We start from the raw sequence: 12,790 nt of genomic DNA, 5'->3' as shown, positions 1-12,790 counted from the left end.
GCGAGATCATGCATACGCTGCCGCATGCCGCGCAGGTCGCGATCCGTGAATCACTTGACGACAACGACGATACGCAGGTGATGGCATACAACAGCGGCGACCTGGCTAATTATCAAGGTGGTGCTTTCGACACCACCGTGCGACACAACACAACTAACGGGTAACATCTGCGATCGTGAATTCGACCCTGGCGCGATTGCGAACTCCCCTGGAGTCGGGGTTTGCCCAGGCCGGCAACATCTTTGCGCTGCTCCTGGACGTTTTGCGAAAGACTTTCCGCCGCCCCTTCGAGTGGCGGGAGTTCATCGAGCAGTCGTGGTTCATCGCGAGTGTCTCGATCCTGCCCAGCGCGCTGGTCGCGATTCCGTTCGGCGCGGTCGTGGCATTGCAGACCGGCTCGTTGATCAAGCAGCTCGGCGCGGAATCCTTCACCGGCGCGACCAGTGTGCTGGCAACCGTCCAGCAGGCGGCTCCCGTCGTGACGGCCCTGATCATCGCGGGCGCGGCCGGGTCGGCGGTGGCCGCCGATCTCGGCTCGCGGACCATCCGCGAGGAGATCGACGCGATGGAGGTGCTCGGCATCGATCCGGTGCGAAAGCTGGTGGTGCCGCGCGTACTCGGCATGATGCTGGTCGCGCTGCTGCTCAACGGACTGGTGTCGGTTGTCGGCATCGCCGGCGGGTACTTCTTCAACGTCCTGCTGCAGGGCGGCACTCCCGGCGCCTACCTGGCGTCGTTCTCCGCCCTCGCTCAGCTGCCGGACCTGTGGATCGGTGAGATCAAGGCGGCGGTATTCGGTCTGCTCGCCGGCGTCATCGCCGCGTACAAAGGGCTGCATCCCAAGGGGGGCCCGAAAGGAGTCGGTGACGCGGTGAACCAATCCGTGGTGATCACGTTCATGGTGCTGTTCTTCGTGAACCTCATCCTGACCATGGTGTACCTACAGGTCGTCCCCGCCAAGGGTGCCTGACAGATGGCCACGTCATACCGAACCCCGGTCGCCAAGTCCATGCGCCGGGTGGGTGAAGTCGCTCGTATGCCGCTCAACGTCATCGATCGCGCGGGCGAGCAGATGTCGTTCTACTCGCGGGCCATCGCGTGGATCCCGCGGACCGCGGTGCACTACCGCAAGGAAGTCATGCGGCTGCTCGCCGAGGTCACCTTCGGCACCGGCGCGCTGGCGGTGATCGGCGGCACCATCGGCGTCATCGTGTTCATGTCCGGCTCCGTCGGCGTCGTCGTCGGCCTGCAGGGCTTCAAGGCCCTCGACGCGCTCGGTAGCTCGGTGCTCACCGGCTTCCTCACCGCCTACATCAACACCCGTGAGATCGCGCCACTGGTCGCCGCGCTCGCGCTCTCGGCGACGGTCGGTTGCGGTTTCACCGCGCAGCTCGGCGCCATGCGGATCTCCGAGGAGATCGACGCGCTCGAGGTGATGGCGGTGCCCAGCGTGCCGTTCCTGGTCACCAGCCGCGTGATCGCCGGGTTCCTCGCGGTGATCCCGCTCTACATCGTCGGGTTGCTCGGCACGTTCATCGCGTCGCGGACGATCAGCATCTGGTTCAACGGGCAGTCCAGCGGGTCCTACGACCATTACTTCAGTTTGTTCCTGCCACCGGAGGACGTGCTCTATTCGTTCCTCAAGGTGCTGGTCTTCGCGTTCGTGATCATCATGGTGCACTGCTACTACGGGTTCCACGCCACCGGCGGCCCCGCGGGCGTCGGCGTCGCGGTCGGCCGCGCGGTCCGCGCCGCGATCGTCCTGGTGAACGTGCTCGACTTCTTCCTCAGCCTCGCGATCTGGGGCACCACCACCACGGTGCGGGTGGCCGGATGAGCCGCACTCAAACCTGGCGCTCCACCGCGAAGCTGCGTACTCGGGCGCTGGGGATCGCGTTCTTCGTCGTGGTCGCGTTGTTCCTGTGGACCACCATCGCGATCTACAACAAGCAATTCGTGAAGACGGTGGACGTCGATCTGATCACCGACAGCGTGGGCAACGCGCTGACTCGCAACGCGGACGTGAAGGTACGTGGCATCACGGTCGGCGAGGTGCGCTCGAGCAGTTCCGAAGGCGGCGAGGTGACCTTGAACCTGGCCATCAATCCGGACAAGGCGCAGCAGATTCCCGTCAACGCGACCGCGCGCCTGCTGCCCAAGACGCTGTTCGGCGAGCGCTACGTGGACCTGGTGATCCCGGAGCAGCCGAGCCCCCAGCATCTGACCGACGGCGTCACGCTGCACCAGGACGTCAGCGGCAACGCCATCGAGTTGAGCAAATTGCTCGACGATGTGCTGCCCTTGCTCCAGGCCATCCCGCCGCAGGATCTCGCGGCCACGTTGGGCGCGCTGTCCCAGGCGCTGTCCGGGCAGGGCACCGCGCTCGGCCAGACCTTGGACAAGCTCGACGACATCTTCCGGCAGGTCAACGTGGTGCTTCCGGACCTGCGGGCCGACCTGCGCAGTTTCGCCGAGGTGGCGGCCACCTACTCCGACGCGGCGCCGCAGCTGATCCAGGCCCTGGACAACCTGCGCACCACCAACGCCACGATCGTGCAGCGGCGCACCGACATCGACGCCCTGTACGCGACGCTGACGCCGACCTCGGCCACCACCACCGAGTTCCTGCTCGCCAACCGCGACAACATCGTCGACGTGGCGGCCGACTCCCGTCCCGCGCTGGAGCAGCTGGCCTACTACTCGCCGAACTACGCCTGCGCGCTGGCGAACTTCGCGCAGCTGAAGCCGCGCATCGACCGGATCTTCGGCAAGGGCACCGACAACCCGGGTTCCCGAGTGACCATCGAGCTGACCAACACCCGCGGCAAATACCTGCCCAACCAGGACGAACCGCGCTGGCTGGACACCAGGGGGCCGTGGTGCATCCCCGAGATGCCGGTGGGCGTCGATCCCGGCCAGTACACCGGCGGCCCGAACAACGACGGCTCCTACGCCGTCCCGAGTCGTAACCCGGGTGACCAGCAGACCGGTCATCTGGAGCCGCCGCAGTTCGGCGTCCACCCGGCGAGCAAGATGCCGACGATCGCCGGTTCCCCCATGGAGCAGCAGTCGCTCGGCGCGATCTACGGCGCGGCCAACGGTGTCGCCCCGGATCAGGTGCCTGGCTGGGTGACCAGGGTCGGCGCGCCCGCGTTCCGTGGAAGCGAGGTGAGCGTGCGATGAAGCAGCAACTGCGCGGCCTGGGCGGGCCGTTGACCAAGCTGGTCATCTTCGTCGTGGTGACCTTGTTCGTGACCACCGTGCTCGCGTTGTCGATCGCCAACTACAGCGGCGGTGGCACGCATTTCAAGGCCAGGTTCACCGACGTCACCTCGCTCAATCCCGGTGACGAGGTCCGCATCGCGGGCGTGCGGGTCGGCAAGGTCACCGCTGTCTCGATCGTCGACAAACGCCTGGCCGAGGTGAAATTCGACCTCACCGACCGGGACTGGCTGCCCGCGTCGACCACCGCGACGATCAAGTACCGCAACCTGGTCGGCCAGCGCTACATCGCGCTGGAGCAGGGGACCGGGGAGCAGGGACGGAAGCTGAACAAGGGCAGCACCATCCCGCTGGAGCACACCAGGCCCGCGCTGAACCTGACCACGCTGTTCAACGGCTTCCGGCCGCTGTTCCGTACGCTGACCGCCGACGACGTGAACAAGCTCTCCTTCGAGATCATCCAGGTCTTCCAGGGTGAGCAGGGCACGATCCACGATCTCGTCGCGACCACGGCGAACCTGACCAACAAGATCGCCGACAAGGACGCCGTGATCGGTGAGCTGACCCGCAATTTGACCGCCGTGCTGGACACCGTCAATCAGCGTGACGACCAGTTCGATCAGTTGATCGTGAACACCGAAGCGTTGATCAGCGGCCTCAACGCCAATCGCGACACGATCGGCCGTTCGGTGACCTCGCTGGCCAACCTGACCTCGGCGACCTCCGACCTGCTCGTCCCGGTGCGTCCGACCCTGCAAGGGTCGATCGCGGGTCTGAGCCAGTTGACCGGCACGCTCGACGAGCGCCAGGACGAGGTGAACGAAGCGCTGACCAACCTGCCGCTCAAGATGGAAAAGCTCGGGCGCGCCGCGAGTTACGGCTCCTGGTTCCAGTTCTATCTGTGCGGCATCGACATCGTCGTCGGGCCGGGCGCCGTCGACGCGCCGCAGCTCAACCTGCCAGCAGGACTGCCGACGATCAACCAGCCGCTGTACACCAACGCCGCGCCGCGCTGCCACGGGAAGGCTCGCTGATGGATGATCGCATTCTGCTCGGCAAGCGCAGCCCGGCGTTCCTGGGCGCGCTCGGCCTCGCCGTGGTGCTGTTGGTGACGGTGTCGGCGTTCTTCCTGGATCAGCTGCCGATCATCGGCGCGGGGACCAAGTACACCGCGGAATTCCGTGAGGCGGCGGGCCTGAAGAAGGGCAACGAGGTCCGGGTGGCCGGCGTCAAGGTCGGGTCGGTGTCCGACGTCCGGCTCGACGGTGACCGGGTGCTCGTGGACTTCCGCACCAAGGACACCTGGATCGGCAACGACACCACCGCGTCCATTCAGATCAAGACGCTGCTCGGCCAGAAGTACCTCGCACTCGATCCGCGAGGCTCGAAGCCGGCCGATCCCAGTTCACGGATCCCGCTCTCGCGCACGGTCTCCCCGTACGACGTGGTGGACGCGTTCACCGACGCCGCGCGCACCATCGATCAGATCGACACCACCCAGCTGGCCAAGAGCATGCAGGTGCTGTCGGACGCCTTCGAGACGACGCCGCCGGAGATCCGCGGCTCCATCGACGGCGTCGCCCGGCTGTCGGAGACGCTGGCCAAGCGCGATCAGGAGTTGAAGAAGCTGTTCGCCGCGACCAGGCAGACCACGCAGATACTCGCCGACCGCAACGCCCAGTTCGAGCGGCTGCTCGCCAACGGCGGCCAGTTGCTCGCCGAACTGAACGTCCGCCAGCAGTCCATCAGGCAGTTGCTGTCGGGCGCCAAGACGGTCTCCGCGGAGCTGAGCGCGCTCGTGCACGACAACGAGGAGCAGATCGGGCCCGCGCTGAAGAATCTGCGCGCCGCCATCGACCTGCTCAACGACAACCAGCAGAACGTCTCGAAGACGTTGGAACTCGCGGCGCCGTTCTACAGCCTCTACGCCAGTGTGCTCGGCACCGGGCGCTGGTTCGACGCGGTGATCGTCAACGTGGTGCCGCCCGCACTGCCCGAAATCCCCGGCTACCGTCAGCCGATCCGCACCTTGGGAGGTAACTGACGTGGCGGACAACTGGCGTAGCGATCCGGTCGGCGCGGTGCGCGGCTCCAGCCGTGGCGCAAAGGTCGGCATCGCGCTGGTCGTCGTGCTGGCCGTGCTGGTGGCGGTGGTGCTGTGGTGGCTGTTCGACCGGCTGACCACGACCAAGATCACCGCCTACTTCGATCGCTCGGTCGGCATCTACGAGGGCTCGGACGTGCGCATTCTCGGCGTGCCGGTCGGCTCGGTCGCTTCGGTGGAGCCGCAGGGCGATCAGGTCAAGATCGTGATGAGCGTGGATCGCAAGTACGACGTGCCCGCGGACGCGCGAGCCGCGCAGATCACGCCGTCCATCGTGTCGGATCGCTACATCCAGCTCACCCCGGCCTACACCGGCGGCCCGAAGATGGCGCGGAACGCGACCATTCCGCGCGAGCGCACGGCCACGCCGGTGGAAGTCGACCAGCTGTACAAGAGCATCACCGAACTCTCCGACGCGCTGGGGCCCAACGGCGCCAACGCCGAGGGAGCGGTGAACGAGCTGGTGCGCACCGGCGCGGCGAACCTGTCGGGCAATGGCGAGGCGCTGGCCAACAGCCTCACCCAGCTGTCCAGGGCGGCGCGATACCTGTCGGACGCCCGCGGCGACATCTTCGACACGGTCAAGAACCTGCAGGCCTTCATCACCATGCTGGCCCAGAACGACCAGCAGGTCCGGCAGTTCAACACCCAGCTGGCCGACCTGTCGTCCTTTCTCGCCGATGAGCGGCAGAATCTCGGCGCGGCACTGAATCTGCTGTCGATCGCGCTGGGTGACGTCGCCCGCTTCATCGACGACAACCGGGACCTGATCGCGAGCAACGCCGACAAACTGACCCAGCTCACCAAGACGCTGTCGGATCAGCGCAACGACGTGGCCGCCCTGCTGCCGGTCCTGCCGCTGGCGTTGAGCAACCTGATCAACGTGCACAACGCCGAATCGGGCACCCTCGACATGCGCGCGAACTTCCCCGAACTGCAGGACCCGTTCGGCGTGGTGTGCAAGATGCTCGACCTGTCCAAGCTGATGCCAGGCGATCCCAAGTTCGAGGCGCTCGGCAGGCAGATGCGGCCGATCCTCGACCACTGCAAGGAGATCACCGACCAGATCACCTCCGGGGTGCAGACCCCGACGCTGAACCTGCCGTTCGGCATCCTCAGCGGCGAGAACCAGCAGCGCGATCCGGTGCCGGGCACCGTGCCCGGCACGCCGTCGGACCGGCTTCCGCCGTCGCAGGGAGGGGCGCGATGAGCACTCGAATCCGTTCGCTCGTACGCGGTTTCGGCGCGGCGCTGGCGCTCGGCCTGACCGGCGCGCTGATCACATCGTGCGCCTCCGACGGCATCTACAGCGTGCCCCTGCCCGGCGGCGCCGACGTGGGCGAGCATCCGATGCACATCGACATCCAGTTCGACGATGTCCTCGACCTCGTGCCGCAGTCGGCGGTCAAGGTCGAGGGCGTGCCGGTGGGCCGGGTCGAGAAGATCAGCATCGGCAAGGACCAGTGGACCGCCACGGTGCGCACGGTGGTCAACTCGTCGGTGAACCTGCCCGCGAACGCGCGGGCCGAGGTCCGGCAATCGAACCTGCTCGGCGAGAAGTTCATCGAGCTCTCCAAACCCGCCGCCGAGCCGGAGTCCACCCGGCTGGCCGACGGCTCGGTCATCCCGGTCGACCGCACCCGGCACGCCACCGAGGTGGAGCAAGTGCTCGGCGCGCTGTCGCTGCTGCTCAACGGCGGTGGCGTGGCGCAGTTGCAGCCGATCGTCACCGAGTTGAACAAGACCCTCGGCGGCCGCGAGGACCGGGTGCGCTCGTTGATCGAGCAGGCGAACACGCTGATCTACGGCCTGAACCAGCAGGTGGACGACATCACCCGGGCGCTGGACGGTCTCGACGTGCTCAGCAGCCGGGTGAGCAAGCAGACCGATCAGATCGGCAAGATCCTCGACGAGCTGCCCAAGGGCATCAAGATCCTGGAAGAGCAGCGCCCGCAACTGGTCGCCCTGCTCGCGCAGCTGGACCGGCTCGGCGAGGCAGGCTTCGACGTGCTGAACACCGCGAAGGACGACCTGATCCGCGACCTGACCTCGCTGCGGCCCACGCTGCAGGAACTGGGCCGGTCGGCGCCGGATCTGGTCACCGCGGTTCCCTTGATCCCGACCTACCCGTTCCCCGATTCGGCGCTGGAGAGCACCTTCGGCGGCAGTGTGAACACGTGGTTGTCGGTCGACCAGCAGATCGGCGTCACGCTCAGCAACCTGGGTGTGGGCAAACCCGATCCGGTGTACATCCCGCCGGTCGGTCCGCCGGTGCCGGTGAACCCGACCAACCCGTACTACAACGGCAACGGTCCGCGTCCGGGCTGGCCTACGGTGTCGATCCTGCCGCTGCCGCCGCTGATGGCGCAGCCGCCTGCGCCCGGCGTGCCCGGTCCGGTCGGGGCGATTCTCGAGCAACTCGGCGTAGGGAGTGGTCCGCGATGACACGTCTGGTGCGGTGGCAGCTCATCGCGTTCGTGGTCATCGCGGTGCTCGGCGTCGTGTACGTCGGCGGCAAGTACATCCGGCTCGACCACATGTTCGGGCTCAACCAGTACACGGTGAAGCTGCGCGCGGCGCAGACCGGCGGCATCTACAAAGGCGCCGAGGTGACCTACCGCGGCGTCCCGGTCGGCCGGGTCGGTGAGCTGGAACTCACCGGTGAGGGCGTGGTGATGAACCTCGTCATCGACTCGAGCGCACCGAAGATCCCGGCGTCGGCGAAAGCCGTGGTGGCCAACCGGTCCGCGATCGGTGAGCAGTACGTGGATCTGCAGCCCGATTCGGACGCCGGCCCGTTCCTGCGGGACAACTCGGTGATCACCTCGGCGACCCTGCCGGTATCGGTCGAGCAACTGGTGTCCAGCGTGGACACCTTCGCCAGCTCGGTGGACCTGACAGCGCTCAACACGACGGTGCGCGAACTGGGCAAGGCGTTCGACGGCAAGGGCGACGATCTGCAGGTGCTGATCGACTCGCTGAACAAATTCACCGAGACCTTCCATCAGACGCTGCCGCAGACCATCCAGCTGGTCCGCGACGGCAGGGTCGCCCTCGGCACGCAGGCCGAGCAGTCCGCGCAAATCCGCGAATTCAGCGACGGCCTGGACAAGCTCACCGCCCAGTTGCGCTCCAGCGACCCCGACGTGCGCAGGCTCATCGGCACCGGAACCGACGCGGGCGAGCAGATCGGCGCGCTGCTCGAGCAGAGCGGCGGCTCGCTCACCCAGGATTTGTCCAATCTGCGGCTGTTGTTGCAGGCGATCTCCCCGAAGTTCTACGCGATCAAGCCGTTGCTGCAGATGCTCCCGCAGCTGTCGATCGGCGGTTCCTCGACCGCGCCCGGCGACGGGACCAGTCACTTCGGCCTGGTGCTCGAGACCAACAATCCGCCCGCCTGTACGGTGGGCTACGAGGGCACGCATCGGATTCTCGAACAGATGAAGGCGCAGAACCCGAACTTCGACGACACGCGCGACGAGTTCCCGTTCAACAAGGACGCCAAATGTCTTGTGCCGTTCGGTAATCCGACCGCCGTCCGGGGTGGCGAACGAGCCGATCTCGCCGATCCGGCCATCGTCCAGCCCTGGGACTCCAACCCCAAAACCGATCCGGAAAAGCTGAACCTGACTCCGGTGGCCGTGCAGTTGTCGACCCTGCTGGGGGTCACGCCAAAGCGGTGACCAGGAGCAATGACGTTAGGGTGTCTCGCGTGAGTGACTGGAGCGAGCGAACCACGGGCATGCCGTGGAGCGCGACCGAGCCGACCGACGGCGAGGCGCTGTCGTGACCGCCGATCTGACCAAGCGGTCCGATGCGGCGGCGCCGGACGCGCCGGACACCGTGACGACAGCGGCGGAAACGCCCACCGCGCAATCCGACGCCGGTGATCGGAAAGTCACCGATCGGGCAGGCGTCGAGTCCGCTCGCCCCGGTGGTGCGTCCGTGCTCAGCCGGGTGGTCCTCGTCTGCTCGGCCGTGCTGCTGGTCATCGCTTTGGCCGGCACCGCATGGTTCGGCGCGGGCTGGGTACGGGCCGCGTTCACCGACGGCCCGCGCGCCGAGGCCAGGGACACCGCCCTGGACGCCGCGCGCCAAGCCGCGCTCAACATGACCTCGATGAACCTGGACGACGTGCCCGGCTCGCTGGCGCTGGCCCGGTCCTCGATGACCGGAGCGTTGCTGGACTCGGCCACGAAGAACAAGGACCAGGCGGAGCAGATGGCGCAGCAGAGTGGGGTCGGGATGACCTCGAAGGTGCTCGGCTCCGCGCTCACCTCGCTCAACAGCGAGGAGGACAAGGCGTCGGCGCTGGTCGTGCTGCAGGTCACGGAGAAGGGCAAGGACAAGCCGCCCGCCGACTACCGCTACACCTGGACCGTGGACCTGGCCAAGGACGGCGAGGTCTGGAAGGCTGAGCAGATCTCCTCGCTCAGCCAGCCGGTGTTGCTGAGCGGCGGGCCCGCCGCGCGGCCGACCGCGCCCGCGGCCGACCAGCCGCCCGCCGCGCCGAAGCCGGGATCGTAGGAGGACACCCATGACGTCTCGCCGACCGGTCAACCGGGTCACCTCCAAGCGCAGGCCCGGCGCGGAACCGCCCCGTACCGCGTCCTCGCGCACCGAACGGCCCGCACAAGCCCGCAAACCGCGTGTGGCGGGCGTTTCCCGGCCCGCCGCGGAATCGGACAACCCCCGCGCCGAACAAAGCTCTGCGGGTGCCTCTCGATGGCGCGAGATCATCTCGCGCGGCAAGGACCGTCCGCGGCGCACGACCGGACGGCCGCGCTGGGGTGTCAGCGCGGCCCTGCTGATCGCCGCGCTCCTACTCGGGGGTTTCGCGTGGCTCGCCGCGCAACAGCCCGGCGTGGACACGTCGAATCAGGCCTACGTGGACAACGAGGCCACCCAAGAGGTGCGCGCGGCCGCCGACAACGCGCTGCGGACCGTCTACGCCTATGACGTGAAGAAGATCGACGGCTATCGGGACACCGCGAAGCAGGTGCTCACCGGGAAGATGCTCGCCGATCTGGACAAGTACGCCGACACCACTATTTCGGCGGTCAAGCAGGCGCAGACCAGTGCCGATGCAAAAGCCGATCCGATTGCTGTGACATTGCTCACCGACGATCGCGCCGAGTTGATCGTCAATCTGGTGGTGAGCGCCACCAAGGACGGCGTGGCGCAGCAGAGCGTGTCGGGCCCGGTTGTCCTGCACATGCAGAAGGTGGGCGGTCGCTGGCTGGCCAGCGACATCGTGGACCAGTAACGGCTACCACATCGGCCGGGATGACGCAGCGCGGCAGGCGATCTCGCCGGCGCCCCGGCCGGGCCTGCCACTTGACGAGTTTCGCCCGAACCGTCACGCTATTCACAACAGCGGCAGCTGTCACAGTGGCTTCCAGTGCACCGTGGGTCAGGACGCAGCCAGCGGATTCGGCCCGGCGCGGCAGCCATGCGGACGATCACACGGGTGGTACTTTGACACCCCCGTGTACTTGGGTGTAGGTTTGGACGTTGCGCTGGCTGCCTCCTGTCCATACCTCGATTTGCACACGTAAGTTCACCCTTCCGGTGTTACTTCCGTTGTTGCCTGTTCGAGTTTCGTTCGGGTAGTAACCAGCGGAATTCGTAGCAGACAAGCGACGGTCGCGGACCACCACGCGACGCGCATGAGGTGCTGGAAGGACGCATCTTGGCAGTCTCCACCCAGACCAAGGCAGTTGCCGGAATCCCCGGAGCCCCGTTGCGGGTGTCTTTCGCGAAGATCCGTGAACCCTTGGAGGTGCCCGGGCTTCTCGATCTACAAACGGAATCGTTCGCTTGGCTGATCGGTTCGCCGGATTGGCGTGAGCGCGCGGCGGCTCGCGGCGACGTCGGCCTAGTCGGTGGCCTCGAGGAGGTACTCGAGGAGCTTTCTCCGATCGAGGACTTCTCCGGCTCCATGTCCCTGTCCTTCTCCGATCCGCGCTTCGAAGAGGTCAAGGCCTCGATCGATGAGTGCAAGGACAAGGACATGACGTATGCGGCTCCGTTGTTCGTGACGGCGGAGTTCATCAACAACAACACCGGTGAGATCAAGAGCCAGACGGTCTTCATGGGTGATTTCCCGATGATGACCGATAAGGGCACGTTCATCATCAACGGCACCGAGCGGGTCGTGGTGTCGCAGTTGGTGCGTTCGCCGGGTGTCTATTTCGACCACAGTGTCGACAAGGGCACGGAGAAGGACTTGCACAGTGTGCGGGTCATCCCGAGCCGTGGCGCGTGGCTGGAGTTCGATGTGGACAAGCGCGACACCGTGGGTGTGCGCATCGACCGCAAACGCCGCCAGCCGGTCACCGTGCTGCTCAAGGCGCTGGGGTGGACCACCGAGGAGATCGTCGAGCGCTTCGGCTTCTCCGAGATCATGATGTCGACCCTGGAGAAGGACAACACCGCCGGTCAGGACGAGGCGCTGCTGGACATCTACCGCAAGCTGCGTCCGGGCGAGCCGCCGACGAAGGAGTCCGCGCAGACCCTGTTAGAGAACCTGTTCTTCAAGGAGAAGCGCTACGACTTGGCGCGCGTTGGCCGGTACAAGGTCAACAAGAAGCTCGGCATCCACCTGGGCGAGCAGGTCGTCGGTTCGGTCTTGACGAAGGAAGACATCGTCAACACCATCGAGTACCTGGTGCGCCTGCACGCGGGTGACAAGCTCATGACCGCCCCCGGCGGCGTCGAGGTCCCGGTGGAAGTGGACGACATCGACCACTTCGGCAACCGCCGCCTGCGCACCGTCGGCGAGCTGATCCAGAATCAGATCCGGGTCGGCCTCTCCCGTATGGAGCGCGTGGTCCGCGAGCGGATGACCACTCAGGACGTCGAGGCGATCACGCCGCAGACCCTGATCAACATCCGCCCGGTCGTCGCCGCGATCAAGGAGTTCTTCGGAACGTCCCAGCTGTCGCAGTTCATGGACCAGAACAACCCGCTGTCGGGCCTGACCCACAAGCGTCGTCTCTCGGCGCTCGGCCCGGGTGGTCTGTCCCGTGAGCGCGCCGGTCTGGAAGTCCGTGACGTCCACCCGTCGCACTACGGCCGCATGTGCCCGATCGAGACCCCGGAAGGCCCGAACATCGGCCTGATCGGTTCGCTGTCGGTGTACGCGCGGGTCAACCCGTTCGGCTTCATCGAGACCCCGTACCGCAAGGTCGTCGACGGCCGGGTCACCGACGAGGTGGTCTACCTGACCGCCGACGAAGAGGACCGCCACGTGCGCGCCCAGGCGAACTCGCCGGTCGGCGCGGACGGCCGCTTCCTCGAGGATCGGGTCCTGTGCCGCCGTGGCAACGAGGAGAACGAGCTCGTCGCCGCTAGCGAGGTCGACTTCATGGACGTCTCGCCGCGCCAGATGGTGTCGGTCGCGACGGCGATGATCCCGTTCCTCGAGCACGACGACGCCAACCGCGCCCTGATGGGTGCGAA

The 12,790-nt window shown here is 66.5% G+C and carries 10 protein-coding genes and 1 pseudogene; all 11 read left to right on the top strand.

Annotated elements, in window-relative coordinates:
* Positions 1-175 precede the first annotated feature (175 nt).
* On the top strand, positions 176-970 hold the full coding sequence (locus tag ACIHAX_RS37270) for an ABC transporter permease (RefSeq protein ID WP_355072047.1): 795 nt from the start codon (positions 176-178) through the stop codon (positions 968-970).
* 3 nt (positions 971-973) lie between these two features.
* Positions 974-1,837, top strand: a complete 864-nt coding sequence (locus ACIHAX_RS37265) for an ABC transporter permease (protein ID WP_355072049.1) — start codon at positions 974-976, stop codon at positions 1,835-1,837.
* Positions 1,834-3,183: an MCE family protein gene (locus ACIHAX_RS37260; protein ID WP_364439596.1), complete on the top strand. Its 1,350-nt coding sequence runs from the start codon at positions 1,834-1,836 to the stop codon at positions 3,181-3,183. The genes ACIHAX_RS37265 and ACIHAX_RS37260 overlap by 4 nt, the downstream gene beginning before the upstream one ends.
* On the top strand, positions 3,180-4,256 hold the full coding sequence (locus ACIHAX_RS37255) for an MCE family protein (protein ID WP_355072053.1): 1,077 nt from the start codon (positions 3,180-3,182) through the stop codon (positions 4,254-4,256). Before ACIHAX_RS37260 ends, ACIHAX_RS37255 begins: the two co-directional genes overlap by 4 nt.
* The gene (locus ACIHAX_RS37250) at positions 4,256-5,266 is read left to right on the top strand and encodes an MCE family protein (RefSeq protein ID WP_355072054.1); all 1,011 of its coding nucleotides are present in this window, start codon (positions 4,256-4,258) and stop codon (positions 5,264-5,266) included. The genes ACIHAX_RS37255 and ACIHAX_RS37250 overlap by 1 nt, the downstream gene beginning before the upstream one ends.
* Positions 5,267-5,303: 37 nt before the next feature.
* Positions 5,304-6,536, top strand: a complete 1,233-nt coding sequence (locus ACIHAX_RS37245) for an MCE family protein (protein WP_356970018.1) — start codon at positions 5,304-5,306, stop codon at positions 6,534-6,536.
* Positions 6,533-7,771 carry an MCE family protein gene (locus ACIHAX_RS37240; protein ID WP_364439591.1) on the top strand — a complete coding sequence of 413 codons (1,239 nt, stop codon included), beginning with the start codon at positions 6,533-6,535 and terminating at the stop codon, positions 7,769-7,771. Before ACIHAX_RS37245 ends, ACIHAX_RS37240 begins: the two co-directional genes overlap by 4 nt.
* Positions 7,768-9,009 carry an MlaD family protein gene (locus tag ACIHAX_RS37235; RefSeq protein WP_355072058.1) on the top strand — a complete coding sequence of 414 codons (1,242 nt, stop codon included), beginning with the start codon at positions 7,768-7,770 and terminating at the stop codon, positions 9,007-9,009. Before ACIHAX_RS37240 ends, ACIHAX_RS37235 begins: the two co-directional genes overlap by 4 nt.
* 103 nt (positions 9,010-9,112) lie before the next feature.
* Positions 9,113-9,853 carry a hypothetical protein gene (locus ACIHAX_RS37230; protein ID WP_397282356.1) on the top strand — a complete coding sequence of 247 codons (741 nt, stop codon included), beginning with the start codon at positions 9,113-9,115 and terminating at the stop codon, positions 9,851-9,853.
* A gap of 10 nt (positions 9,854-9,863) precedes the next feature.
* A complete protein-coding gene (locus ACIHAX_RS37225; protein ID WP_364439585.1) occupies positions 9,864-10,592 on the top strand; it encodes a hypothetical protein in 729 nt (242 codons plus the stop codon).
* A 408-nt stretch (positions 10,593-11,000) separates the two neighbouring features.
* Positions 11,001-12,790 (top strand): annotated as a pseudogene (locus ACIHAX_RS37220) (DNA-directed RNA polymerase subunit beta); the annotation flags it as partial.

This window comes from Nocardia sp. NPDC051929, assembly GCF_044548645.1.
Lineage (GTDB): Bacteria > Actinomycetota > Actinomycetes > Mycobacteriales > Mycobacteriaceae > Nocardia > Nocardia sichangensis.
Note: the sequence above shows the minus strand (reverse complement) of the source record. Positions and strands in the feature narration are given on the sequence as shown.

Excerpts from the sequence above, each read along its gene's own strand:
- ACIHAX_RS37250 (WP_355072054.1), top strand. The coding sequence starts at position 4,256 with ATGGATGATCGCATTCTGCTCGGCAAGCGCAGCCCGGCGTTCCTGGGC.
- ACIHAX_RS37235 (WP_355072058.1), top strand. The coding sequence starts at position 7,768 with ATGACACGTCTGGTGCGGTGGCAGCTCATCGCGTTCGTGGTCATCGCG.
- ACIHAX_RS37260 (WP_364439596.1), top strand. The coding sequence starts at position 1,834 with ATGAGCCGCACTCAAACCTGGCGCTCCACCGCGAAGCTGCGTACTCGG.
- ACIHAX_RS37225 (WP_364439585.1), top strand. The coding sequence starts at position 9,864 with ATGACGTCTCGCCGACCGGTCAACCGGGTCACCTCCAAGCGCAGGCCC.
- ACIHAX_RS37240 (WP_364439591.1), top strand. The coding sequence starts at position 6,533 with ATGAGCACTCGAATCCGTTCGCTCGTACGCGGTTTCGGCGCGGCGCTG.
- ACIHAX_RS37255 (WP_355072053.1), top strand. The coding sequence starts at position 3,180 with ATGAAGCAGCAACTGCGCGGCCTGGGCGGGCCGTTGACCAAGCTGGTC.
- ACIHAX_RS37265 (WP_355072049.1), top strand. The coding sequence starts at position 974 with ATGGCCACGTCATACCGAACCCCGGTCGCCAAGTCCATGCGCCGGGTG.